Here is a 23,116-nt window from a genome sequence, read left to right on the forward strand (position 1 = left end):
GCGGCGCCTCACGGTTTAACTGTCACGGTCACAACGTATCATCCACGTTACTGGAGCGAGGTCCAGACTAGAATTTTGTCGCCACCGTACACACCTGTGCATGCCACGGCACAGCTGTGCCGTGTTGGCCGGTGTGGCGCTCGCCCGGGTGCCTCTGACATCACCGGCTTTCGGGACGGGCCGAACGTTCTTGCACCGACGAGCCGTAGCGTCGCGCATGCCACACCAGGGGGTTCCGGGGACGGCGAGCGTCCGGGCCGTGACGCTCGACCTCGACGGAACGCTCTGTCGCTACCGGGAGTCGGCCGAGACGCTCCTCGAGCGGGCGTTCGAGCGGACCGGCGTCGACCCCTTCTTCACCGCCGCGGCGTACCGCGAGCGAGCGGGGCGCTACCTCGACGGCACGGACACGAGGGCGGAACTCCGGGAGGCCTGTTTCGCCGACATCGCCGAGCGCCGGGGACGCGAGCGGGCCGTCGGCCGCCGCGTCGCTACGGTCTCCGCCGGGCTGCGCGACCACGGCGACGTCGAACCCCTGCCGGGGGCGCTGGGAGCCGTCGAACGCCTCGCGGGGAGCTACCCGCTCGCGCTCGTGACCAACGGCGCGCCGGAGATACAGGCCCAGAAGCTCTCGACGCTCGCCCTCGAGGACGCCTTCGACGTCCGGGTCCACGCGGGCTACGACACACTCGCCAAGCCCGACCCCGCGCCGTTCATCGACGCCGTCAGGCGACTGGAGGTGCCCCCGGCGAGCGCCGTCCACGTCGGCGACTCCGTCCGGGCGGACGTCTGGGGTGCCGACGCCGCCGGGATGCAGACCGCGCTCCTCGAGGGCCACGAGGACCGGCCGCCCCGGCCACACTACCGGCTGGCGTCGATGCGTGATCTCGCCGACCCGCCGTGGGGCTGAGCGGCCGGGGCCTCGTTCAGCGCACCTCGACGTGGAACGGCCGTTCGGCCTGCCCGCGCTCTTCGGCCATCCGCACGAGTCGCTCGACGCGCTCGTCCATCGGGGGGTGCGTCGAGAGCAACCGCGTGAGCGGGTCGTCCTCCTCGGCGTGGACGTAGAGCGTCGCCAACAGCCCGCTCGCGGGGTGGCTCGCCCGTTCGATCTTCCGGAGCGCGCGGGCAAGTGCCACCGGCCGACCGGTGAGTTCGGCCGCCCGACGGTCGGCCCGGAACTCCCGGCGGCGCGAGTGGGCCCGTACCGCGAGCGTCAGCACGAACAGCACACCCATCACCGCGCGAGCGACGGCCGCCCGGAGGGAGTCGGCCACCCCCGGCCGCGAGGCGGTCCCGAGCGGGTCGCCTCGGATCCAGGCCCTCCCGCGCGAGAAGCCGCGGAGCAGCAGCGACAGCGGGAGGACGGCGAGCGCGACGAAGCCGACGACCGTCCGGACCAGCGAGAACGCGAGCGTCTGGACGAGGCTGTCGTGGGTCTCGAGGTGGGCGAGTTCGTGCGCGACGATGGCCTCCAGTTCCGGACCGTCAAGCAGGCGGAACAGGCGACCGTCGAGGACGACGGTCGCGGTGCCGACGACGCCACCGATGGCCAGCGCGTTCGGCATCTCCATGCGCGCCACCGCCACCGCGGGCGGGTCCACGCCCAATCGCTCGGCGTACGTCGCCACCCGCCGGTGGAGTTCCGGGGCCTGCGCGGGCTGGAGTTCCGTGGCGTCAAGGGCGGCCAGCAGCCGTGCCGTGCCGAACCGGTAGGAGCTCAGCCCGAACGCGACCGTGAACAGGACGACGAAGCCGGCGGTCCAGAGCAGGTCCGCGCGGGTCGCTCCCCGGACGAGCGCCGACAGGAGCAGGTAGCCACCGGCCGCGAGAAGCAGGTAGAAGCCGAGCAGCAGCACGCCGACCACCCCCATCAGGAGGCGGACGGTCGGCGAGCGGGCGGGGACGGGGACCGGACGCTCGGAGTCCATACCTACGGTAGGAGATGAGGGGACAAAACGGCCGCCCCGGCTCGCTCAGGTCACTCGGCGCCCGTGTCGACCGACCGGACCGTCCCGACGCCCTTCGAGCGGCCCTCGCGGAAGACGAACCGCTGCCCCTCCTCGACGAGGTAGGGGTGGAACTTGAACCGGACCGTCGCCCGGCCGGTGTCACCGGGGAGGAGCTGGCCACCCTCGGGGAAGAACGCGGCCGCCTCGCTCACCGTCTCGAGGTGGACGACCGGTTCGTACCCCTCGCCGATACGGGTCGGGTGGTTGAGCACCATCACGTCCGCCTCGAACTCGCGGACCGCCGTCGGGTCGCTGTCACGTGGCAACAGCACCATCCCGCGGCGGATGTCGGGTTCGCGGACCCCCTTGAGCGCGATACCGACGATGCGGCCGGCGCGGGCCTCGTCGACCCGGTGGTAGTGCATCTCGATGGAGCGGACCTCGACCTCCCGGAAGGAGCCGTCGGCCATCGGCCCGAGCAGGAGTTCGTCGCCCGCCTCCACCGTGCCCGAGCGGATGGTGCCCGACGCGACGGCACCGACGCCCGTCACCATGTACGAACGGTCGACGTACATCGAGAACTCGCCGTCCTCGTGGCTGGTCTTTGGCAGGCGCTCGAACAGTTCGTCGAGCACGGGCAGGCCGGCCATCGTCACCGCGCTCGTCTTCACGACGGGGACGACCTGCTCGCTGATCTCCTCGATGGCGGCCTCGACGCCGTGGCGTTCGACCGACAGGGGGGTCCGCTCTGCCCCGCGCAGGAGGCGCTCCACCTCGCGTTCGACCTCGTCGACCCGCTCGGGCTGGACCACGTCGGTCTTCGTGATGGCGACGATGGTCGGCAACTCGGTGGCGAGCAGGATGCCGAGGTGTTCGCGCGTGGTCTTGGTCGGCCCGTCGTCGGCCGCGACGACGAGCATCCCGTAGTCGAGCTTCTGGCCGACGAGGCCCCTGATGGTCGTTCGGAGCCACGGCTCGTGGCCCACGGTGTCGACGAACGAGACGAGACGATCAGCCTCGCGGACCACAGCGGCCCGGTCGTCCTTCCGGTCGGGGTTGTCCATCCGGATGGGTTCGCCGTGCTCGTCGAAGCCGTAGACGCCGTACGAGAGGTCCGCCGAGAGGCCACGCTCCATCTCGTGTGGCTGGACGTCGAGGAACGACCGGGTGCCACCCTCGCCGTCGTCCGGGTGGCCGGTCACGAGCGAGCCGACGAGCGTGGACTTGCCGTGGTCGACGTGACCGGCGGTCCCCACGACGATGTGTTCGTCGTCCGTGTCGAGGACGGCGCCCTCGCGGACGGTGGCGACGCCGACGATGCCGGTGTCGGCACCCTCGTCTCCCGCCTCGACGCCCCACGTCTGCACGTCCTCGATGTGCGCACCGGCCTCCTCGGCCAGCAGGGAGAGCACGTCCATCGACTCGGAGAACGCCTCCGGGCCGATGCCCGCGATACCGCCGTCGTCCGTGACGCCCACGACGTAGGTGGCCTCGCCGTCGCCCGAGAGGACCCGGTGTCGCAACTGGGCGGCGAGCGATTCCAGTCGGCCGTCCGCGAGGTGGACGTCCTTCGTGAGCCGTTCCTTGAACTCGACGCTGCCGCCCTCCTCCTCGCCGCGCGCGATGGCGCGTTCGAGGACGGCCCGGTCGGGACTCATTTACGTGAGACGCTAGCAATCGCCTGCATAAAAACGTTCGCGCGTTCGACAACTGTTGTCAGGGGAGCGACGGTGGCCGAGACGGGCTGACACCGCCGATCCGTCGACGCGGGCTGTGGCTCGACCGGACGGACGAGGGCCACGTGGCCGCTTGCCCGGCGGCAAACCAAGAGCCTCGTCGGGCGCAGTGTAACGGGATGTATGGCCGACATCCACACGAGCATCGACATCGACGCACGGCCCGAGGCCGTCTGGGCCGTCCTGACCGACACCGCCACCTACCCCGAGTGGAACCCACACCTCGTCCGGGTCGAGGGGGAGCTCGCGGCGGGCGAACGGCTCTCGCTGACGGTCCGACAGAGCGGCCGCGAGAACACCCTGTCCGTCCGGGTCACCGAGTACGACGACCCCCGACGGCTCGAGTGGGTCGGCCGGGTCGTCGCACCGCTCGTGTTCGAGGGGACCCACGCGTTCGAACTCGAACCCCTCGACGGGGGCGAGCGGACGCGCCTCCACAACACGGAGGCATCCCGTGGGCTGCTCGTGCCGCTCGTCGTCAGGTCGGACGCCCGCGAGGCCTACGAGGCGATGAACGCGGCGTTGAAGCGACGGGGCGAACCCGGCCGGGGCGACTCGGCCGACGCCCGCCCGGCCATCGTCCGGGTCGACTGACCGGCCCGCTCAGCCACAGAGGTCGACGAAGTTCCGCAGGATGCGCAGCCCCGTCTCCCCGCTCTTCTCCGGGTGGAACTGCGTCCCGAAGACGTTGCCCGCCTCGTTGGCGACGATGGACGGGAACTCGATGCCGTAGTCCGTGGTGGCGACGACGCTCGCCTCGTCGTCGGGGCGGGCGTAGTACGAGTGGACGAAGTAGGCGTACTCGCCATCGACGCCCTCGACGAGCGGGTGCTCGCGCTCCACGTCGAGTTCGTTCCAGCCCATGTGGGGCACCTTCTGTCCCTCGGCGAAGCGGACGTTGCGACCAGGGATGAGGTCGAGCCCCTCCGCGTCACCCTGTCCGACCTTGTCGGCCTCCTCGGAGGAGGTCAGGAGCATCTGCATCCCGAGACAGATGCCGAACAGGGGCGTCCCGGAGTGGGCGGCGTCGACGAGCGCGTCGCGGACGGGCTCGGCGTTCTCCATCCCCTCGCTGAACGCGCCCACGCCGGGGAGGACGATGCCGTCGGCGTCGTCGAACGTCTCGGGGTCGTCGGTCAACGTGACGCGCGCGCCAGCCCGTTCCAGCCCGCGGGTGGCGCTGCGGAGGTTGCCCAGTCCGTAGTCGACGAGTGCGACGTCGGCGGTTACCTGCTGGCTCACGGGTGGTGGTTACCGGAGCGTGGACAAGGCGCTTTCCGTTGTGGCAGTCGGGTCGCCGCGCCACTCGGGCCACCCGTCGACGCGTGGGCGGAACGAGGTGCTACATCCAGGTATGTCCAGGTCTATAATCCGAATCGGAACCCTTAGTAGGTAAGTGTCGTACATCTATCGCGTACGCGTCATGACCAAACGACGTAATTTCATCAAGACGGCCGGGGGACTGGGGGTCGCCGGGCTCCTCGCAGGGTGTACCAGCGACAACAACGACAACAGTGGCGGCGGGGATGGTGACGGGACCCCGACGGCCACCGACGAACCGACGGCCACGCCGACGGAGGTGCCGTACAACGACGGGCGCCTGACGTTCTACATGTCGCCGTCCGAGCCGCAGCAGCTCATGGAGTCGCAGTACGCGCCGGTCAAGTCGCACCTCGAGGAGGAGACGGGCGTCCAGACGCGGCTCAACTACGCTGCGGGCTACAGCGCCGTCCTCCAGAGCCTCGGTGGCGGGAGTGGCGACGTGGCAGAGACCGGCCCGTTCGCGGCCGCGCTGGGCGTCAAGGAGGACCGCTGTGACGTCGCCCTGCAGCGGTACGCCTACGGTTCCTGGGAGTACTCCTCGGTCATCGTGACACAGGAGGGCTCCGACATCGAGTCGCTCTCTGACCTCGAGGGTGAGCGCGTGGCGTTCGCCGACCGGCTCTCGGCCTCGGGCGCGCTGTTCCCCCTGTACATGCTGAAGGAAGCCGGCCTGAACATCGGCGACCTGCCGACCGACTCGGCCGGTGCGAACTTCACGCCGCAGTTCTCCAGCCACGCCGAGGCGTTCGCCGCCCTCGAGCGCGGGCAGGTCGCCGCCGCCGGCGTCGGGAAGTTCATCACGCTCAACGACGCTCGCGAACTCAAGGACGGGTTCCGCTACGTCGAGACGTACGACGGCATCCCGCGTGCGCCGGTCATCGTCAGCCCCGAGCTGAGCGACGAGGAGAAGAGCGAGGTCACGCAGGCGTTCCTGGACGCCCCCGACTCGGTCTACTACGGCGAGGACGGCGAGGAGGGCACCGACGACGACCTGTGGTTCAGCGACGTCCGCGAGGCGAGCGTCGAGGACTACCAGCCCGTCGTCGACGTGGCCACGGAACTCGGCATCAGCGCGGAACTGCTGGACGGCTGAGACCCCACCCCCGGATAACCGGGTTTTAACACTCTTTCAGATTATCCATCAACAATGCCAGCAGTATCGCTGCAGAACGTCACCAAGGTGTACGGTGAGGACACCGTCGCTCTGGAGGACGTCACCTTCGACATCGAGCAGGGGGAGTTCGTCGTCGTGCTCGGTCCGTCGGGCGCCGGCAAGTCGACCCTCCTCCGCATCCTCAACGGCCTGACCAATCCGACCAGCGGGACGGTGGAGATAAACGACCGCCCGGTCGGGAACGCCGGCAGTGCGGTGGGGATGGTGTTCCAGATGCACTACCTCATCGAGTCGATGTCCGCCTACCGCAACGCGCTGACCGGTGCGCTCGGGCGGACTGGCTCGCTCGCGAGTGTCCTCACGCTCAACTCCAAGGGAGACAAGCGTGCCGCACTCGAGGCGCTCGACACCGTCGGCCTTCTCGAGGAGGCCGAACAGCGTGCCAGTTCGATGTCCGGCGGCCAGAAACAGCGCGTCGGCATCGCCCGGGCACTGGTGCAGGACCCCGACCTCCTGCTGGCGGACGAACCCGTCTCCAGTCTCGACCCGAAGGCCGCCCGTGACGTGATGGGCTACATGAAACGTGCCGCCGAGGACCGCAACCTCACCACACTCGCCAGCCTCCACCAGGTGAACATCGCCCGCGAGTTCGGCGACCGGTTCATCGGCATCCGCGACGGCGAGGTGTTCTTCGACGGCGACCGCGACGACCTCTCGATGGAGATCGTCGACGACCTCTACTACGGCACCGACACGGAGGGCGAACTCGCGTCGGACGCCGGCGAGGGGCAGCCGACCGCGACCGCCAGCACCGACGGCGGGGAGGAACGATGACCGAGGACGACCCACGTACCGACGGTGGAACGCAGACCGCGAACCGCGTCGACGAACTCCTCGCCCGCATCGAGCGCAAGCGACTGGTCAGGCTGCTGTTCTCGCTCGGTGCCCTCGTGCTGGCGGCGGCCGTCGCCTACTTCGGGACCGGCTTCCTCGGTGACCGGCCGGTACCCGACATCCTCCGGTTCGCGCAGTACGAGTTCTTCGTCACGGAGTTCCTCAGACTCCTCCGCCCGACGTTCGTCGACCTGACCTTCTACACCCGCGAGGCGGGCATCGGCGGGCTCCGGGCCATCTGGGTGACGCTGACCAACCCCGCGACGGTCGTCGAGACGGCGACCAGCCTCCGGTCGGACCTGCTGGTCTCCGGGGTCGTCATCACCCTCTCCATCGGCATCATCGGGACCATCATCGGGTTCCCGTTCGCGCTGTTCTTCGGCGTCCTCGGCTCGGAACGGGTCATCCCGTTCCCGTTCAACTTCGCGTTCCGCGGCGTGATGTCCACCATCCGAGCCATCCCGGCGCTCGTCTGGGTGTTCATCTTCGCGGCGCTGGTGCCGCTCTCGCCGCTGACGGCGATGCTCGCGGTGGCGACCGACACCATCGGCAACCTCGGCCGTCTGTTCACCGACGAGCTGGAGGAGATACAGGAGGGACCGATAGAGGCCATCAAGTCGACCGGGGCGGACCGCTCGCAGGTCATCTCGTTCGGGATGCTCTCGCAGGTCTCCACCTCGTTCATCGCGTGGACGCTCTACATCCTCGAGATCAACACGCGTATCGCCGTCTCGCTCGGTGTCGTCGGGGCCGGCGGCCTCGGCCAGTACATCCAGCAGAACCTCAACCTCTTCAACTCCTTCCGGGCGGGGGCGGGGCTGGTGACGCTCCTGTTCCTCGTGCTCTCCATCGAACTCATCTCATCGCGGACGCGGGCGTGGCTCCGTCCCTCGGAACACGAGAGCAAGGGGCTCGTCGACGCCATCCGCGACCTGGGCGACGGGAGCAAGTGGCTCGGCACGAGTTCCGGCAAGGAGTGACCCGCGTCCCCGACGCTCGTCGGGTCGCCCGCTCTTGAATCCTGCCCCCGGCTCTCGGCGACCGGGGGCGGACCGTGCCCGATAAGTTCCCGCCGTCCCAACGCTGCCCCATGAACTTCCGAGAACTGGGCGAGTCGGGCGTCGAGGTGTCCGAAGTTGGCTTCGGTGCGTGGGTCGTCGGCACGGACTGGTGGGGCGACCGGACGGAGGAACAGGCCATCGAGATGCTGCACCACGCGTTCGACCGCGGTGTCACGTTCGTCGACACGGGCGACGTCTACGGCCACGGCCGCTCGGAGGAACTCGTCGGGAAGGCCATCGACGGCCGCCGCGACGAGGTCACCCTCGGGACGAAGGTCGGCTACGACTTCTACAACAACCCGCAGGCCGGCCACGGCGAACTCCCGAAGGAGGCGAACGTCGAGTACCTCGACGAGGCGTTCGAGAGGTCGCTCGAGCGGCTCGACGTCGAGTCGGTCGACCTCCTGCAGCTCCACAACTTCGACGCGAGCGAGGTCACCCCCGAGGTGCTGGAGTGGCTCGACACCCAGCGCGAGCAGGGCCGCGTCGAGGCGGTCGGTTGGGCGCTCGGTCCCTCCATCGGCTGGCTGGAGGAGGGGTTCTCCGGCATCCACGAGGAGTTCGACGCGGTCCAGACCGTGTTCAACATGTTCGAGCAGGTGCCCGGTCGCCACTTCGTCGAGGAGATCCGCGAGACCGGGTCCGACACCAGCCTGATGGCCCGCGTGCCCCACTCCTCGGGCCTGCTGAACGAGCAGGTCACGCCCGAGACGGAGCTCGGCAAGGGCGACCACCGCGGTCACCGGCCGCAGGCGTGGTTCGAGACCGGGTGGGAGAAACTCGAGAACGTGCGCTTCCTCGAGCGTGACGGCGAGCGGACGATGGCGCAGGCGTCCATCCAGTGGCTCCTCTCGCACCCCGAGGTGTCGACGGTGACGCCGACGTTCCGCACCACCGACGACATCGACGCGTGGGCGAGCGCCCCCGACACGCCGCCGCTCTCCGATGAGGAGGTCGAGCGCGTCGAGGAGCTCTACCGGACCAACTTCGGTGTCGACCGGGACGACGGGATGAGCCCCGAGCAGTTCCGGACCAGCGTCGGCGGACGCGACCTGGAGGAGGCCGGCATCCTCCCGAAGTCCGCCGGCGACTGACCGCGCGTCGACCTCAGTCGTCGCGCGCCGTCGCCGTCCGGAGTTCGAACCGGGCGCCCCCCTCGTCGCTCTCCTCGGCCTGCACGTCCCAGCCGTGGGCGTCGGCGATGCGCCGGACGATGTCGAGGCCGAACCCCGTCCCCGTCCCCGTCGTGTACCCGATGTCGAACACCTCGTCGCGGACCTCCGGGGCGATGCCCGGGCCGTCGTCGGCCACGTAGAATCCACTGCCATCCTCGAGGGGGCCGACGAGCACCGTCGGCTCCTCGCCGGCGTGGTCCAGCGCGTTCCGGAAGAGGTTCTCCAGCAGTTCGGTGAGGAGACCACGGTTGGCCTGGACGGTGAGGTCGTCCGTGACCGACAGCGAGGCGTCGTCGGGGGCCACACTTCCCCAGGCGCTCCAGGCGATGTCGTCGAGCGGGAGTTCGTCCGGGTCCTCGACGTCCCTGCCCCTGGCGATGAGGACCGCGTTCTCCGCGATGGTCGCGATACGGTTCAGAGCCGCCTGGACGTGTTCGAGGTACCCCGAGTCGACCTCGTCCTCGAGTAGCGTGATGTAGCCCGAGGCGACCGACAGCGGCGTCCGCAGGTCGTGTGAGAGGACCCGCGCGAGCGCCTCCAGTCGCTCCACCTCGGCGGTCGTCGCGAGTTCGGCCTGCGTCTGCGAGGTGCTGTCGAGGTGGAACACCAGCACGTGCGGGTCCCCGTCCAGTTCCAGCCGGTAGGCGAGCAGGTCGAACCACCGGGGCCCCTCGGGACCCGTGTGCGGGTACGTCGTCCGGTACTCCTCCATCTCGCCGGCCAGCAGTCGCTCCAGTGCCTCGACCACCTCCGTCGCGTACGGGTCGTCGGCCGCCCGGTGACACACCTCGAGGTAGTTCTCCCCCTCGCTCGCGGGGTGGGGATTATCGTCGGTCTCGCCGAACGCCCGCCACGACTCGTTCGTCACCAGTACCTCTCCGTCCGGCCCGACGAGACAGGCGATGACCGGCAACGCCTGTACGACCTCGGCGATGGAGTGGTCGAACGAGGAGGACGGAGGGTCCACGTGTCAGTCAGATGACCCCAGCCATCATAAATATTGGTCACGTCGGAGGAGTATCGAACTACGGCCCGTTGAGGGCCACACGACCCGTGAGAGCAGGACCGTTCAGTCGTCGTCCGTCCGGAGTTCGAACCGGGCGCCCCCCTCGTCGCTCTCCTCGGCCTGCACGTCCCAGCAGTGAGCGTCGGCGATACGCCGGACGATGTCGAGGCCGAACCCCGTCCCCGTCCCCGTCGTGTACCCGATGTCGAACACGTTCTTCCGTACCTCGTCCGGGATGCCCTGGCCGTCGTCGGCCACGTAGAACCCCTCGCCGTCGTCGAGGGGGCCGACGAGCACCGTCGGCTCCTCGCCGGCGTGGTCCAGCACGTTCCGGAGGAGGTTCTCCAGCAGTTCGGAGACGAGCCCGGGGTCGCCCTCGACGACGACCCCGTCGACGTACAGCGACGCGTCGTCCGTGTCGAGGGTCGCCCAGACCCGTTCGGCGAGGGTACCGACGTCGATGCGTTCGGTGTCCTCGACCGACGTGCCCCGGGCGATGAGGACCGCGTTCTCCGCGATGGTCCCGATGCGGCTCAGGGCCTCCTGCACCCGCTCTATGTGTTCCGAGTCCACCTCGTCTTCGAGCAGTTTGGTGTAGCCCGAGGCGACCGACAGCGGCGTCCGCAGGTCGTGTGAGAGGACCCGCGCGAGCGCCTCCAGTCGCTCCACCTCGGCGGTCGTCGCGAGTTCGGCCTGCGTCTGCGAGGTGCTGTCGAGGTGGAACACCAGCACGTACGGTCCGCCGTCCAGTTCCAGCCGGTAGGCGAGCAGGTCGAACCACCGGGGCCCCTCCGGTCCAGGACAGGGGTACGTCGTCCGATACTCGTCCATCTCGCCGGCCAGCAGTCGCTCCAGTGCCTCGACCACCTCCGTCGCGTACGGGTCGTCGGCCGCCCGGCGACACACCTCGAGGTAGTTCTCCCCCTCGCTCGTCGGGTGTGGGTTGTCGTTGGCCTCCCCGAACGCCTGCCACGACTCGTTCGTCATCAGCACCTCTCCGTCCGGCCCGACGATGCAGGCGATGACCGGCAGTGCCTCCAGTGCTTCGGCGAACGACCGCTCGGCCGGCGAAGAGGGACCCTCCATCGTCTGGTGCATACGATACCAGACCCAGTTAGATATCAGTTGCCCAATCGGTTAGACCAGTGAATCTTCGAAATAAAGACTCACAGTGCCGAGACAGTCATCTGAGCGGACAGGAAGCGGTGAGGCGTCGAGACCGGCTCAGGCGAGGAAGACGTGGCGCGGCCGGTCGGCCAGCACCTCGCGACCCCACTGGACCGTGTCGCGGAACGCATCGGAGCGGAAGAAGCCCATCGCGTCCTCGCGCGAACGCCACTGGCTGGCGATGAACATGTCGTTCTCGTCGTCGCGGTTGACCATCAGGCGGGTGTCGTGGTGGCCGTCCATCTCCGCCAACATCCCGCCGACGTCGCCGAACGTCTCGACGAACTCCTCGCGGTACTCCGGGACGACGGTGTAGAACATCCCCATCGTGCCGAAGCCGGACTCCTCGCCGGCCCGCGCGACCACGTCCGGCAACTCCGAGAGGAAGTCACCGGCCGTCTTGGCCGCCGACTGGGTCTCCCAGATGGAGACGACGGCGGTCCGACTCCCGTCCTGCGCCTCGTACACCGAGGTCCGGACGTGGGTGCCGTAGCGCTCGAACGCCTCGCGGAGTTCGTCCACCTCGTCGGCGAGTTCGTCGGGGGCGGCCTCCGAGTAGACCACCATCGAGTAGACGTCCTCGCCGTGGGGTTGCCCCCCGTAGATGTCGAGGTCCGCGAGTTCGCCGCGGATGTCGTCGTCCTCGTCAGTCCCGACCGGGCCGTCCGCGTCCTCGGCCCCGGCGTCGTGACCGTGTCCCCCGCTGTCAACCGCGTCGTCCGCTGTCTCCTCGGCCGGGTCGCCCAGCGACCCCCCGATGCCCGGCTGTGCGCCGGGGAGGTCACCGAGGAAGCCGCTGGCGACGTTCGCTGCCCGCTCGTTGGCCCACAGGCTCACCACGGCCGTCTGCCCGGCGTCGGCCCGCACCGCGGTCAGCACGTGCGTGTCGTAGTGGTCGAAGTTCCCGCGCAGGCCGTCCACGTCGTCCACGATGTCCTCGGCGTCCGCCTCGGAGTGGAACACGAGGCCGTAGCCCGCCCGCTCGCGCTCCTCGCGCGAGACGCCGAACCGGTGGAGTTCCTTCGCCAGTTCCTCCCGGTCGACCGTCTCGTGGGGCGGTTCGTCCGGACGCGAGGGACGGCCCCCGTCGTCGGTGTCGGGGTGGTCGCCGTCGGCGTCCGCACCGTCGCCGTGCGGTGAGTCACCCCCGCCACCGTGGTGGTGGCCACCCTCGCCGTGCGGGTCGTCGCCACCCTCGCCGTGTCCGTGTCCGTGTTCGACGCCCGACCCACCGTTGGCGTGGGCGGCCGTCGCCTCGTGGGCCTGCGCGTGGTCATCCGCGGCCGCACCCTCGTCCGCGTCGGCCGGGACGGCCTCGCCCGCCAGCAACGCGGGGAGGTCCTCCGGCGCGATGCGCCGGCCGAAGTAGAACGGGCCGAACTCGGCGTACTTCGAGGAGGAGGGGTCGAACCGCATCTGGTAGAGCAGTTTCTTGATCTGGGTGGCGTCGTCGGCGAACAGCGTGACGCCCCACTCGTAGTCGTCGAAGCCGAGGCTGCCGGTGATGATCTGGGTCACCTTGCCGGCGTACTCGCGGCCGATCTCGCCGTGCCCGGAGATGAGGTCACGCCGCTCGTCGAACGGCAGGTCGTACCAGTTGTACTCCGGGTCGCGGCGCTTGTCCATCGGGTAGAAACAGACGTGTTCGCTGTCCGGAACCGACGGGTAGAGCCGGGACTGCATGTAGTTGCGTCGGCCCGCGTCCTCGATGTTCTCGAGGCCGTCCGCGAGGTCCTCGGTCATGTAGCCCGAGATCTCGGTGACCGAGACGTAGGAGGTGACGCGCTCCGTGAACGCGGCGAGGGCCGTCTGCTCGAAGCGGCGCTCCGCGCGGTCGAGGTGGGCCGTCGTGGGACGCATGTGCATCACCATGAGGTCGGCCTTGTGCCCGACGACCGAGAACAGGGCCGACCCGCCGGCGTCGGCGTCGGTCAGGTCCTCGTGTGCCCGGAGGTGCTCGATGCCCTCGGCGAGCGCGCGCTCTCGCTCGTGGTCGGGGGCCTCGCGCCACGCGTCCCAGTCGACACGTCGCAGGTCGTGGAGCACGTACCACCCCTCCTCGGTGGCGGGGGGGTCGCGTCGGATGTGGTCCATACCGGAACGTGGTCTCCGGGCGACAAGGGCCTTTCCGATTCCCCGAGTCGAGGCCGACCGCCCACCGCTGATGCACGGTGAGCGTGCCCTCACCCGGTTACATTCGTGTTACTGCGAGGCAAGGACAACCCATATGCCCGATGCCGGAGTACGCGGTGCCATGACGAAGCGACACGTCCACCTGCCGGCCGAGGCCGAGGACGGCCTCCACGCCTTCCTGGAGGAGGTGGACTCGCGGCTCGCCAACGACGAGGAGAGCACCTGCGAGGTGGTCGAGGACGTCCTCGTCGACCTGCACGGCGACCGGGACGCCTACGAGCGCTGGCAGGCCGGCGAGGACGTCTCGCCCGCCGAGCGGGTCCGCCTGCAGGGGTACGACCCGTGTAACGCCACGCTGGAGTCCGAGTACTACGCCGAGAAGGACGAGGAGGCGTTCAAGACCTCCAAGCACCTCCAGTGGCTCTGGCGGCAGTTCGACGACACCCCGATGGCCGACAACGTCGAGTTCGCACTCCGCTTCCGGCAGATGCTCGCCGACCACCTGTTTGCCGAGTGTGGGGAGAACTGCCGCTTCTTCAAGGGCATCACGTTCACCTACGGCCACAACATCGAGGTCGGCGACAACGTCGTCGTCCACGACGACGTCCACCTCGACGACCGCGGCAAGCTCACCATCGGCGACCGCGTCTCCCTCTCCGACGGCGTCCACGTCTACAGCCACGACCACGACATCGTCGACCAGACCGAGGTGACGAACTACCACACCACCATCGAGGACGACGTCCGCCTGACGTTCGACGTGATGGTACAGGCCGGCGTGAACGTGGGCGAGAACAGCGTCGCCGGCGCGCGCAGCGTGGTCCAGTCCGACGTCCCCGCCCACCACGTCGTGGTCGGCCAGCCGGCCAAATCCGTCCGCGTCAAACCGGGCTGGGAGTCCGTCGCCGAGCCCCTCGACACCGACCCTCCGAACGAGCGCGACTCGCGGGTCCTCCCGTACGACCTCTCCGAGGACCTCGAGGTGTTCGACGAGTTCCAGCGCGACCTGCGCCCACCGGACGCGGACGGCCGCGACGACGACTGACCGGGCGGCCCTGTCGGCTCACGCCTCCAGCGCGTAGAGTCGCACGTCGCCGTTGCCCGACGAACACCTGAGCGTCGGGCCGCCCTCGCCGAGCCGACCGGAGATAGACCGGCGGCTCGACTCGCTGTCGGCCAGTTCGACCTCGGCCTCCACGTCCCCGTTGCCCACGGAGAGTTCCACGTCGGCGTCGAGGGCCGGTCCGACGCCGGCCTCCACGTCCCCGTTACCGGACGAGAGGGTCACGTCGTCACGGATGTCGTACACCTCCACGTCCACCTCGCCGTTGGCCGTCTGGGCGCCCGCGACACCCGTCGTCCCGCGAGCGACGGCGTCGCCGTTGGCCGACTCGACGGTGACGTAGCCGTCCACGTCGACGGCCTCGGCGTCGCCGTTGCCGGAGGAGAGTCTCGCGTCGCCGACGACGCCCCTCGCGCTCACGTCACCGTTGACCGTCCGGGCCGACAGGAGCGAGACGCCGTCGGGGAGGGTGACGACGAGACGGGCGCTCGCGTTCGCGAACCTGAAGTCGTCCTCGTAGACCGACTCGAGCGTGAGGAGGCCGTCTTCGACGGTGTCCTCGACGGTGACGGCGTCGATGGCCTCCTGCGAGCGACCGCGTTTGTGTATCTCGACCGTGACCTGGTCGAGGTCGGCGTCGCCCGCCTCGACGCGCACGTCGCCGTTGCGGTTCTCGAGGCGGACGGCGTCGTAGCCGCTGACGCTGTACGTCTGGGTGTCGTCTTCGACCACGTCGGGACCGGTGAAACCGGCACAGCCGGCGAGCCCGACGGCACCGACGAGGCCACTCGCCGCGAGGAACCGGCGTCTGCTGGAGGACTGTCGCATGGCGGCGTCCAGACGCGCCCCCGACTTAGGGGTTCCGTGGGCGCCCGCTCACTCGTGTCGGGTCGCCTCACGACGGCGCTGGACGGCGAGGAACCCGAGCGCACCGAGCCCGCTCAGCGCCGCCAGCACCTCGACCGGCCCCATCCACGTCGGGAGGAACGGGACGAACCCGAGCCACGAGTCGGCCGTGGCGAGTGCCGACCCCAGCGGGCCGTCGGAGGTCCGGCTCTCGAACCCGTCGCCGGAGACCCGCGCCTGTTCCTCGGGGACGCCCATCCGGTCGGCCTCGTAGACGATGCCGCGCTCTGCCTTCATCTCGTAGCGCCACACCACCTCGCCGGTCCGGTCGATCTCCAGCAGCCGGAAGTTCCGCGAGTCGGTCACCAGGGTGTTCCCGTTGGGGAGTCGGTCGACGTCGCGGGGCCACTGGAGCAGCTCACCGGAGCCAGTGCCGTCGTACTCCCAGACCACCTCGTTCGTGTCGACGTCCACCTCGACCACGCGGTCGTTCTCGGAGTCGGCTATCAGCACGGTCCCGTTCAGTCGCATCGGGTTGTGCTGCTCGTTCATCACCGAGTGGGCCGTGGGTCGCCCGACGACGTCGACGATGTCGTTCGTCTCGGGGTCGACCTCGAGGAGGACGTCGAAGTTCCGGATGGAGAGCTGGAAGTTGCCGTTCTCCAGCCGGTCGATATCGTTCATGTGCGTCCAGTCGGACTCCGGCCCGCCCTGTCGGAACTCCTCGGCGCTCCCCTCGGGCACGTACTCCTCGAAGAACGGCGTCCCCTCCGAGATGTGCTCGGTGGCGTTCCACTGCCACGTGATGTCCCCGGCCTCGTTCACGGTGAACGCGCGGTTGTTCCCCATGTCGATGATGGCCGTCTCGCCGTTCTCCAGTCGGTCGGCGTCGTGGACCTCGTGGTGGTTCGGGAAGACGTCGTACCAGTCGTACTCCCAGACGACGTTCTCGTTCGGGTAGTCGAGTTCGACGACGCGGTTGTGGACGCACGTGTCGCCGTACTGGGGTGGGCAGTCCTCGGGGACGATGGCGACGCTGGCGAGGACGTTGCCGTTGTCGAGCGCCTCCACGTCGAACACGCGGCCGTTCTCGGGGCGCCACTCCCAGACCGTCTCGCCCTCGGGGTTCACCACGCGGGCGCTCCCGTTGTTGTTGCCGAACCAGCCCTCGGCCTGCAGGCCGAGGAGCGTGTTGCCGGGGTAGACCGTGGCGTTGGCGGGGTCCGTCTCGTTGGCGGGCGACTGCTGCTGTGCGGGGGCGGTGCCGCCGCCACCCGCAGCGGCCGCACCGATGACGGCCACCGACAGGAGGAGGACAGCGAGGGGGAGGGCGACCCGGCGCGATTCCATACCGTCAGGTGTGGGTATGTCAGTAAATCCCTGTTGGTCCGCACCGTCGTCGAACCGTCCGCAGCACCTCAGTCCTGCGGTGGTGCGGGGGGCATCGACCGCTTGTGTGCGCTCCCCTCGACCAGCGAGACCACGCGCTCGACGGCCGACTCGGGAACCCCGAGCGTCTCGCACGTCGCCGACAGCGAGAACGGCCCGTCGACGTGCAACATCAGGACGGCGTCGAGCGTGTCGTAGGTCAGGCCCATCTCCGTCTCGTCGGTCTGTCCCGACCACATCTCGGCGCTCGGGGGTTTCTCGACGAGGTCGTCGGGCACCCCCACGTGGGCCGCGAGCTGGCGCACCTGGTACTTGTAGAGGTTGCCGATGGGGTTGCAGTCGACGGCCTGGTCGCCGTACTTCGTGAAGTAGCCCGTCATCGCCTCCGAGCGGTTGCCCGTCCCGAGGACGACCCGCGACTCCGCGTTGGCGACGAAGTAGTTCAGGACCCCGCGCGTGCGGACGGCGACGTTCCCGAGCGCCATCCGGTCGCCGGCCACGTCGTCCGGCGCGGCCTCGACGAACGTGTCCACGATGGGCTGTATCTCGACGATGTCGTACTGGATGTCGAGCAGTTCTGCGACCCGTTCGGCGTCGCTCATGTTCCCCTCCGTGTTGGCGTCGCTCGGGAGGACGAGGCCACGGACCGCGTCCGCGCCGAGCGCCTCCACGGCGAGGTGTGCAGTCAGCGTCGAGTCGATGCCCCCCGAGAGGCCGAGAACCGCCCCCGCCGCGCCCGCGGCGTCCACGGTGTCGGCGATGAAATCGGTGATCCGCTCGCGGCGGGCGTCGAGTTCGGCCTCGGAGAGACCGAGTTCGACGGGCAGGGCGTCGGCGTCGAGTTCGTAGACCTCCTGACTCATGGCCGGGTGTGGGTGTCGGGTGGTGAAAAGTCCGTGGCCCGGGGGAGAGACGCTACGTTCAAGTGGGGCGACGGGATAGTATTGGTTGCCTGCGCCAGTGGTCCAGTGGTAGGACATTAGCTTCCCAAGCTAATAGCCCGGGTTCGACTCCCGGCTGGCGCATGTCTGTCTCGAACGCCAGTAAGAGACATCATCGCCGCGCGGGAGTCGAATCCTGCCAGTCGCAGCCCGGGAGCGCAGCGAAGCGAGCACCCCGGACCCTGGCTCCGGTTCGACTCCCGGCTGCCGCACTCGCTTCGCTCGTGCGGCAGCCGACGTTCGTGAAGCCGACGGCCTCACTCACTCCCGGCTGGCTCGGGACGCTCGATCCGAGACGACCAGGCTCTACTCATTCACCGCGTCGTACCTCGCCGCCAGCGGGTAGCGCCACCCCATCCCGAACGCCTGCCGCGTCACGCGCAACAGCGGCACCTCCTGCCAGCGCTTGTACTCCGACCGATGGAGGAGCGTCAGCACCCGGTCGACGGCATCGGGGTCGTGACCCGCCTCGACCAGCGCCTCGCGGTCCATCCGCTCCTCGACGTAGTCGCGGGCGATGGGGTCGATGACGTCGTACGGTGGCAGGTCGTCCGCGTCGGTCTGGTCCTCGCGGAGTTCCGCGCTCGGGGGGCGTTCGACCACGCGGTCGGGGACCGGCGGGCCGTCGAAGGAGGGGTGGGGGGCCTCGTTCAGGCGGGCGGCGAGGTCGTAGACCAGTTCCTTCAGGCAGTCCCCGAGCGGGGCGAGTGCACCGACCATGTCGCCGTAGAGGGTGCAGTAGCCGACGGTGGACTCGGACTTGTTGTCCGGGGTGAGGACGAGCGCGTCGAACTTGTTCGACAGGGCCATCAGCGTGGTCCCCCGGATGCGCGCCTGCACGTTCTCCTCGGTCTCGTCGCGCTCGTAGCCGTCGAAGACGGGGCCGAGCTGGTCCATGAACGCGCCGAACGTCCCCTCGACGGGGACGACCTCGAACCCGATGCCGAGCGTCTCGGCGGTCCGGCGGGCGTCCTCGGTGGAGGCGTCGGCGGTGTAGCGGGTGGGCATGGCGACGCCGAGGACGTGGTCGGGGCCGAGCGCCTCGGCGGCGAGGACGGTCGCGACGGTGGAGTCGACGCCGCCGGACATCCCGACGACGACGTCCTCGAACCCGGACTTGTGGACGTAGTCGCGGATGCCGACGCGGATGGCGCGGCGGGCCTCTTCGGCCCGTGACTCGGGCGGGGCGGCGAGCGGTCGGTCCGCAGGGTCTGGGGCAGCACCGTCGAGCGGGACGTCGACGACGAGGAGGTCCGCTGCCCAGTCGGTCGCGCGGGCCCACGGGTCGCCGTCGGGGCCGAGGACGAACGAGCCGCCGTCGAACGTGAGTTCGTCGTTCGCACCGACCTGATTGACGAAGACGACCGGGCGGTCGTTCCGGGTCGCGTGCCCGGCGAACAGGGCCTCGCGCTCGGCACCCTTCCCGAGGTGGAACGGGGAGGCAGAGACGTTGACGAGGAGGTCCGCGCCGGCGTCGGCGAGGTCGGCAATCGGGTCGGCGTCGTAGCGGCGCGTGCCGTCGACGGCCGTCTCGTTCCACGCGTCCTCGCAGACCGAGAGCCCGACAGTGGCACCAGCCACCTCGACGGTCGTCGGGGCGTCACCGGCCTCGAAGTAGCGCGACTCGTCGAACACGTCGTAGGTGGGGAGGAGTCGCTTGACAGCACTGGCGTGTACCTCGCCGTCGTAGACGAGGGCCGCGACGTTCCGGACGGCGCGGCCGGTACCGGGATTGCGGTCCGCGACGCCGACGACGGTGGGGAGCGGGACCGCGTCGGCCAGCGAGTCGAGCGCCGCGAGGCCGGCGTCGACCACGGCGTCCCGGCGGAGGAGGTCACGCGGCGGGTAGCCGAGTAGAGAGAGTTCGGGCGTCACGAGCATGTCGGCGCCCGCCTCGGCCGCGCGTTCAGCGGCGTCGAGGATGCGCTCTCGGTTGCCGGTCACGTCCCCGACGGTCGGGTTCAGTTGCGCGCAGGCGACGCGGAGCGAGGGCTGCATCTGTCGGGCACTACTGTCGCGTCTCGAATATCGGTATCGGTACCGACAGGCAGGATGGTGGACGCCCGTCGAGTATTTCCGTCGAAAACATTCGAACTGTCGTTCCTTAGACTCGGCTGGGCGTGGTCAGCCCGCCCGTGCGAACTCCCGGCGCAGGGTCGTGTTCTCCGGGGTCACCCGCGCGTACTCGGCGACGACGACGAAGGCGACGGCCCACAGGATCGCCGCCACGCCCCACATCGCCCCCGTCGAACCGGATTGTAGGGGGAACGCGATGGACATCGCGCCGTAGTAGGCCATCGGGAGCGCGGCGAGCCACGCGGCCAGTCGCCAACCGGCGAAGCCGAACGCTGCGAACGCGCCGTAGGCGATGGGCGCGACGGCCAGCCCCGCCATCATCACGTAGTGGCTGTCCACGGCGTGCGGGTCGGTGGCGCTCCCGCTGAGCGAGAACTGGTTCACCGCGAACGCGAGCAGGGGCACGGCCGCGACGGCCACCAGCGCGAGCAACGCGGGGCTGTACGACTCGCCGCGGCGGAACAGTCCCCGGCCGGCGGGGTGGGTAAGCAGTGCGACCCCCGTCAGGACGAAGAACGGGACCACCTCCTCCGGGCGGCCGACGCCGAACCCGAGCGTGCCGGCCGTGACGACGAGGATGACGAGGAAGGAACCCCACATCGCCGCCACCCGCCGCTTCGGTCGGTACGCCTGCGCGAACAGGCCGAGGACGAACGTCAGGACGACCGCCGCGATCCCCATCACGTGCAGGCGATGGATGCCGAGTTCCGCACCGGCCCCAGCCGTCCAGCCGAGCGCGAGCAACAGGAACAGTTCGCCGAGGAACAGTACGGTCATCGCGGCGGCCGCGACGAGTGCGAGGTAGAACACGGCCAGTCGAACCATCTGGAGATTCGACCGGCGCTCGGTACCGCGTTCCGGAGCCGTGGACTCCGGCGAGGGAGTCGACGTGGTCGGTGATGACATCGAGGACACCAGGAGGCGGGACGCTGGAACCGGTGATAACCCTGTATTCGGCGGGAATCCCGGGGAACGGACGTTCGGTTCCGGGGACGTGAACGACCGTTCAGCAGGAGCGCAGCGGCGTCGGGCGCCCGTTCACGGCTCGCCGCCAGCCTGTACCGCCGCGACGGCGTCGAGCAGTTCGGCGGTAGCGTCGGCGTCGTAGCGGAGCGGGCGTCGCCACCACGGTCCCTTCCCCGAGTCCGCCGAGAGGTCGGTGACGAGGTGGTTCGCGTCCGTCCCGCCCGAGGGCGCCGAGAGCGGCACGGCCCGGTCGAGCAGGCGCGACTCGTCGGGGTCGCCGTAGAGGAGGACCCGGGCGTCGAACGTCTCGCGTTTGACGTGGGCGTTGTCGGCGAAACAGGCACGGGTGCTGGCGTCGGCCGTCCGGTAGTCCTCGCCGGAGAGCGGGTCGCGGGCGAGTCGGAACGCACCGACGAGGAAGGCGCCCCAGCGTGGCGGGTGCGACGCCGGTGGCTCCTCGCTCGTGTCGAGCGTCGCGTAGAAGAACGCCCAGTCGCCGGCCGCGAGGTCGAGCAGGGGCCGGGCCTTCACCCCGAAGGGGTCGCCGTAGGTGTAGGACTCGCAGTGCGGGTACTCGGCGAACGCGGGGTCGAGGTGGACCGGCGTGTCCCGGACCGACTCGGGGACGTCGAGCGAGAGGCCGAGGTCGCCGTAGGTCGGGACGGGTTCGCTCGTCGGTTCGCGCTCGGGGATGGGGACGAACTCGAAGCGCCCCTCGCGGTCGACGGGGGCGCGGAAGCCGGGGTCGTTCGTGTTCGCGCCGACGTTGACCGCGACAGCGCGGTGTCCCGACGCCGCGTCGCGCGGCCGGTCGTCGCTCATCGGTTCACGCCCGTTCGACGGTTATCACGATGCTGTCACCGTCCTGTAGGGTGTAGCCGGGGCCGACCGCGTTCCCGTTCACCGTGACGGAGACGTCGTACTCGCTCCCGTCCTCGTAAGTGGTCCCCTCGTAGGTGAACGAGTTCCGGGTCACGTCGAACCCGAGGGCCTCCATCCCGAAGCCGAGGGTGACGTCGCTGGCGTGGGCGTGCCACTGCTCGCCGCTCCCACCCTCGAAGTGGAACCGACGGTCCTGCAACTGGTACTGTTGCTGGGAGAAGTCGACCGTGTCACCGAGGACCGTCACCTCGATGTCGCCGTGGTAGTGGTCGCTGTTGACGGGACCGACGCCGGCCGCGGAGGAGCCAGTGAAGAAGACGACGTAGGCGACGAGCGCCGCCGCCAGGCCGATAACCACGACGAGGGCGATGGGACCGGTGGGGAGGCCACCGTCGTCCTCGGCGTCGCCGATCCGCCGCCGGTCGATGGGACCGAGTTCCTCGAGGTGCTCGGAGCGCAGATGCGAGTCGGGGACCTCGCCGTCGAACGACGCCCCACAGTAGTCACAGTCGGCCATGCGTGTTCGACCCACCGTTGCCCACGGATTTATTCAAGCGTTGCGACTGGTACAGCCGGGGATTTAGATGGCGGCGGGGACCCCACCTAGTCCAGTCGCTCGGCGTACGCGGCCAGCAACTCGGCGAACGCCTCGCGCTCGCCCCGTTCCTGCTCCTCGATCCGTTCGTGCGCCCGGAGTCGACGTTTGAGCACGCGGAGGGCGGCGTCGTCGTTCCCGGCGAGCTCCTCGCTCACTGCGAAGGGGGCCTCGACGACCCGCTGGACGAGGCCGATGCGGTGGGCCGACTCGGCGTCGAGCGTGCGCCCGGAGAGTGAGAGGTCTATCGCGTCGCCGAGCCCGACCACCGCCGGGAGCCGGTGGGTACCACCCCACGCGCCGAACAGGCCGAGTTTCACGCCCGTCTCGGCGAACGTCGCGTCGGGCGTCGCCACCCGCAGGTCACACGCCAGCGCGAGTTCCACCCCGCCACCGCGGGCCGGGCCGTCGACACCCGCGACGACGACGCTGTCGGCCGCCTCGATGGCACGCATCGTCTCCTGTCCCCGGCGGATGAACGCCTCGGCGTCGTCGCGCTCGGCGGCCGCGGCCACGCTGTCGAAGTCGGCGCCCGCCGAGAACGCGTCCCCAGCACCGGTGACGTGGACGACGGGCGCCGCCGCCTCGGCGACGGCCGCCCGCAGTTCGACCAGCCCCTCGGGCGTCAGCGCGTTGCGCTTCTCGGGTCGGTCGAGGGTCACCACCCGGACATCGCCCCGGCGTTCGACCTGTATCATGCCCGACCCACCGAGCGCGAGGTGTTGAACCTGTCTCTCCCGCGGGTCGCGCCGGGTGGTCGACCGGCGGCGGGTGGCCCCCTTTCCAAAGGTCTTTGA

Annotated in this window: 21 protein-coding genes and 1 tRNA gene; 8 read left to right on the forward strand and 14 right to left on the reverse strand. The window is 69.6% G+C overall.

Annotated features, from left to right (window positions below):
* Nucleotides 1-217 precede the first annotated feature (217 nt).
* Nucleotides 218-910: an HAD family hydrolase gene (locus N0B31_RS10485; protein WP_260643816.1), complete on the forward strand. Its 693-nt coding sequence runs from the start codon at nt 218-220 to the stop codon at nt 908-910.
* Nucleotides 911-926: 16 nt separating this feature from the next.
* Here the strand turns inward: N0B31_RS10485 and N0B31_RS10490 are convergent, their stop codons facing one another.
* Both N0B31_RS10490 and N0B31_RS10495 read right to left on the reverse strand, forming a co-directional pair.
* Nucleotides 927-1,931 carry a M48 family metallopeptidase gene (locus N0B31_RS10490; RefSeq protein ID WP_260643817.1) on the reverse strand — a complete coding sequence of 335 codons (1,005 nt, stop codon included), beginning with the start codon at nt 1,929-1,931 and terminating at the stop codon, nt 927-929.
* 50 nt (nt 1,932-1,981) lie between these two features.
* The gene (locus N0B31_RS10495) at nt 1,982-3,610 is read right to left on the reverse strand and encodes a GTPBP1 family GTP-binding protein (RefSeq protein WP_260643818.1); all 1,629 of its coding nucleotides are present in this window, start codon (nt 3,608-3,610) and stop codon (nt 1,982-1,984) included.
* Nucleotides 3,611-3,811: 201 nt separating this feature from the next.
* Between N0B31_RS10495 and N0B31_RS10500 the strand changes: the two genes are divergently transcribed.
* Nucleotides 3,812-4,282 carry an SRPBCC domain-containing protein gene (locus tag N0B31_RS10500; RefSeq protein WP_260643819.1) on the forward strand — a complete coding sequence of 157 codons (471 nt, stop codon included), beginning with the start codon at nt 3,812-3,814 and terminating at the stop codon, nt 4,280-4,282.
* Nucleotides 4,283-4,291: 9 nt separating this feature from the next.
* Here the strand turns inward: N0B31_RS10500 and hisH are convergent, their stop codons facing one another.
* Complete coding sequence (hisH, locus tag N0B31_RS10505) at nt 4,292-4,930, reverse strand: imidazole glycerol phosphate synthase subunit HisH (RefSeq protein ID WP_260643820.1); 639 nt, start codon at nt 4,928-4,930, stop codon at nt 4,292-4,294.
* Between the two features lie 181 nt (nt 4,931-5,111).
* On the opposite strand from hisH, the gene phnD reads away from it, so the two are divergent.
* The 4 genes from phnD (at nt 5,112) to N0B31_RS10525 (ending at nt 9,174) form a co-directional block, all read left to right on the forward strand.
* Nucleotides 5,112-6,104: a phosphate/phosphite/phosphonate ABC transporter substrate-binding protein gene (gene phnD, locus N0B31_RS10510; protein ID WP_260643821.1), complete on the forward strand. Its 993-nt coding sequence runs from the start codon at nt 5,112-5,114 to the stop codon at nt 6,102-6,104.
* A 54-nt stretch (nt 6,105-6,158) separates the two neighbouring features.
* Nucleotides 6,159-6,959: a phosphonate ABC transporter ATP-binding protein gene (locus tag N0B31_RS10515; protein ID WP_260643822.1), complete on the forward strand. Its 801-nt coding sequence runs from the start codon at nt 6,159-6,161 to the stop codon at nt 6,957-6,959.
* Nucleotides 6,956-7,999: a PhnE/PtxC family ABC transporter permease gene (locus N0B31_RS10520; protein WP_260643823.1), complete on the forward strand. Its 1,044-nt coding sequence runs from the start codon at nt 6,956-6,958 to the stop codon at nt 7,997-7,999. The genes N0B31_RS10515 and N0B31_RS10520 overlap by 4 nt, the downstream gene beginning before the upstream one ends.
* A 110-nt stretch (nt 8,000-8,109) precedes the next feature.
* Entirely contained in the window at nt 8,110-9,174 is a 1,065-nt protein-coding gene (locus tag N0B31_RS10525; protein WP_260643824.1) for an aldo/keto reductase, read from the forward strand.
* Nucleotides 9,175-9,187: 13 nt separating this feature from the next.
* On the opposite strand, the gene N0B31_RS10530 is transcribed toward N0B31_RS10525, so the two are convergent.
* From N0B31_RS10530 to N0B31_RS10540, 3 genes are all read right to left on the reverse strand, one after another.
* Nucleotides 9,188-10,222, reverse strand: a complete 1,035-nt coding sequence (locus N0B31_RS10530) for a sensor histidine kinase (RefSeq protein WP_260643825.1) — start codon at nt 10,220-10,222, stop codon at nt 9,188-9,190.
* A 102-nt stretch (nt 10,223-10,324) separates the two neighbouring features.
* Complete coding sequence (locus tag N0B31_RS10535; RefSeq protein ID WP_260643826.1) at nt 10,325-11,347, reverse strand: sensor histidine kinase; 1,023 nt, start codon at nt 11,345-11,347, stop codon at nt 10,325-10,327.
* A 138-nt stretch (nt 11,348-11,485) separates the two neighbouring features.
* Complete coding sequence (locus N0B31_RS10540) at nt 11,486-13,522, reverse strand: heme-binding protein (protein WP_260643827.1); 2,037 nt, start codon at nt 13,520-13,522, stop codon at nt 11,486-11,488.
* A 160-nt stretch (nt 13,523-13,682) separates the two neighbouring features.
* Here N0B31_RS10540 and N0B31_RS10545 point away from each other — a divergent pair, with 160 nt between their 5' ends.
* Nucleotides 13,683-14,606 (forward strand): acyltransferase, encoded by a 924-nt coding sequence (locus N0B31_RS10545; protein ID WP_260643828.1) that lies wholly within the window; start codon nt 13,683-13,685, stop codon nt 14,604-14,606.
* Nucleotides 14,607-14,624: 18 nt separating this feature from the next.
* Here the strand turns inward: N0B31_RS10545 and N0B31_RS10550 are convergent, their stop codons facing one another.
* The 3 genes from N0B31_RS10550 to N0B31_RS10560 form a co-directional block, all read right to left on the reverse strand.
* Nucleotides 14,625-15,452, reverse strand: a complete 828-nt coding sequence (locus N0B31_RS10550; protein WP_260643829.1) for a DUF4097 family beta strand repeat-containing protein — start codon at nt 15,450-15,452, stop codon at nt 14,625-14,627.
* 48 nt (nt 15,453-15,500) lie between these two features.
* Nucleotides 15,501-16,820, reverse strand: coding sequence for an aryl-sulfate sulfotransferase (locus tag N0B31_RS10555; protein ID WP_260643830.1), 1,320 nt, complete (start codon nt 16,818-16,820; stop codon nt 15,501-15,503).
* Nucleotides 16,821-16,888: 68 nt separating this feature from the next.
* Nucleotides 16,889-17,722 carry an NAD+ synthase gene (locus N0B31_RS10560; protein ID WP_260643831.1) on the reverse strand — a complete coding sequence of 278 codons (834 nt, stop codon included), beginning with the start codon at nt 17,720-17,722 and terminating at the stop codon, nt 16,889-16,891.
* Between the two features lie 91 nt (nt 17,723-17,813).
* Between N0B31_RS10560 and N0B31_RS10565 the strand changes: the two genes are divergently transcribed.
* A tRNA-Gly gene (locus N0B31_RS10565) sits at nt 17,814-17,884 on the forward strand.
* Nucleotides 17,885-18,106: 222 nt separating this feature from the next.
* On the opposite strand, the gene N0B31_RS10570 is transcribed toward N0B31_RS10565, so the two are convergent.
* The 5 genes from N0B31_RS10570 to N0B31_RS10590 all read right to left on the reverse strand — a co-directional run bounded on the left by N0B31_RS10570 (nt 18,107) and on the right by N0B31_RS10590 (nt 23,017).
* Nucleotides 18,107-19,798: an NAD+ synthase gene (locus N0B31_RS10570; RefSeq protein WP_260643832.1), complete on the reverse strand. Its 1,692-nt coding sequence runs from the start codon at nt 19,796-19,798 to the stop codon at nt 18,107-18,109.
* Between the two features lie 126 nt (nt 19,799-19,924).
* Nucleotides 19,925-20,782, reverse strand: a complete 858-nt coding sequence (locus N0B31_RS10575; RefSeq protein WP_260643833.1) for a hypothetical protein — start codon at nt 20,780-20,782, stop codon at nt 19,925-19,927.
* Nucleotides 20,783-20,914: 132 nt separating this feature from the next.
* Nucleotides 20,915-21,664, reverse strand: a complete 750-nt coding sequence (locus tag N0B31_RS10580) for an Nmad3 family putative nucleotide modification protein (protein ID WP_260643834.1) — start codon at nt 21,662-21,664, stop codon at nt 20,915-20,917.
* Nucleotides 21,665-21,668: 4 nt separating this feature from the next.
* On the reverse strand, nt 21,669-22,241 hold the full coding sequence (locus N0B31_RS10585) for a hypothetical protein (RefSeq protein WP_260643835.1): 573 nt from the start codon (nt 22,239-22,241) through the stop codon (nt 21,669-21,671).
* 86 nt (nt 22,242-22,327) lie between these two features.
* Nucleotides 22,328-23,017 carry an enoyl-CoA hydratase/isomerase family protein gene (locus N0B31_RS10590; protein WP_260643836.1) on the reverse strand — a complete coding sequence of 230 codons (690 nt, stop codon included), beginning with the start codon at nt 23,015-23,017 and terminating at the stop codon, nt 22,328-22,330.
* Nucleotides 23,018-23,116: the final 99 nt, after the last annotated feature.

This window comes from Salinirubellus salinus (assembly GCF_025231485.1).
Classification (GTDB): Archaea; Halobacteriota; Halobacteria; order Halobacteriales; family Haloarculaceae; genus Salinirubellus; species Salinirubellus salinus.

Bases quoted from the DNA above. Each gene is read 5' to 3' on its own strand.
- N0B31_RS10485 (WP_260643816.1), top strand. From the start codon at position 218: ATGCCACACCAGGGGGTTCCGGGGACGGCGAGCGTCCGGGCCGTGACG.
- N0B31_RS10490 (WP_260643817.1), bottom strand. From the start codon at position 1,931: ATGGACTCCGAGCGTCCGGTCCCCGTCCCCGCCCGCTCGCCGACCGTC.
- N0B31_RS10495 (WP_260643818.1), bottom strand. From the start codon at position 3,610: ATGAGTCCCGACCGGGCCGTCCTCGAACGCGCCATCGCGCGCGGCGAG.
- N0B31_RS10500 (WP_260643819.1), top strand. From the start codon at position 3,812: ATGGCCGACATCCACACGAGCATCGACATCGACGCACGGCCCGAGGCC.
- phnD (WP_260643821.1), top strand. From the start codon at position 5,112: ATGACCAAACGACGTAATTTCATCAAGACGGCCGGGGGACTGGGGGTC.
- N0B31_RS10515 (WP_260643822.1), top strand. From the start codon at position 6,159: ATGCCAGCAGTATCGCTGCAGAACGTCACCAAGGTGTACGGTGAGGAC.
- N0B31_RS10520 (WP_260643823.1), top strand. From the start codon at position 6,956: ATGACCGAGGACGACCCACGTACCGACGGTGGAACGCAGACCGCGAAC.
- N0B31_RS10525 (WP_260643824.1), top strand. From the start codon at position 8,110: ATGAACTTCCGAGAACTGGGCGAGTCGGGCGTCGAGGTGTCCGAAGTT.
- N0B31_RS10535 (WP_260643826.1), bottom strand. From the start codon at position 11,347: ATGGAGGGTCCCTCTTCGCCGGCCGAGCGGTCGTTCGCCGAAGCACTG.
- N0B31_RS10540 (WP_260643827.1), bottom strand. From the start codon at position 13,522: ATGGACCACATCCGACGCGACCCCCCCGCCACCGAGGAGGGGTGGTAC.
- N0B31_RS10545 (WP_260643828.1), top strand. From the start codon at position 13,683: ATGACGAAGCGACACGTCCACCTGCCGGCCGAGGCCGAGGACGGCCTC.
- N0B31_RS10550 (WP_260643829.1), bottom strand. From the start codon at position 15,452: ATGCGACAGTCCTCCAGCAGACGCCGGTTCCTCGCGGCGAGTGGCCTC.
- N0B31_RS10555 (WP_260643830.1), bottom strand. From the start codon at position 16,820: ATGGAATCGCGCCGGGTCGCCCTCCCCCTCGCTGTCCTCCTCCTGTCG.
- N0B31_RS10560 (WP_260643831.1), bottom strand. From the start codon at position 17,722: ATGAGTCAGGAGGTCTACGAACTCGACGCCGACGCCCTGCCCGTCGAA.
- N0B31_RS10570 (WP_260643832.1), bottom strand. From the start codon at position 19,798: ATGCAGCCCTCGCTCCGCGTCGCCTGCGCGCAACTGAACCCGACCGTC.
- N0B31_RS10575 (WP_260643833.1), bottom strand. From the start codon at position 20,782: ATGTCATCACCGACCACGTCGACTCCCTCGCCGGAGTCCACGGCTCCG.
- N0B31_RS10580 (WP_260643834.1), bottom strand. From the start codon at position 21,664: ATGAGCGACGACCGGCCGCGCGACGCGGCGTCGGGACACCGCGCTGTC.
- N0B31_RS10585 (WP_260643835.1), bottom strand. From the start codon at position 22,241: ATGGCCGACTGTGACTACTGTGGGGCGTCGTTCGACGGCGAGGTCCCC.
- N0B31_RS10590 (WP_260643836.1), bottom strand. From the start codon at position 23,017: ATGATACAGGTCGAACGCCGGGGCGATGTCCGGGTGGTGACCCTCGAC.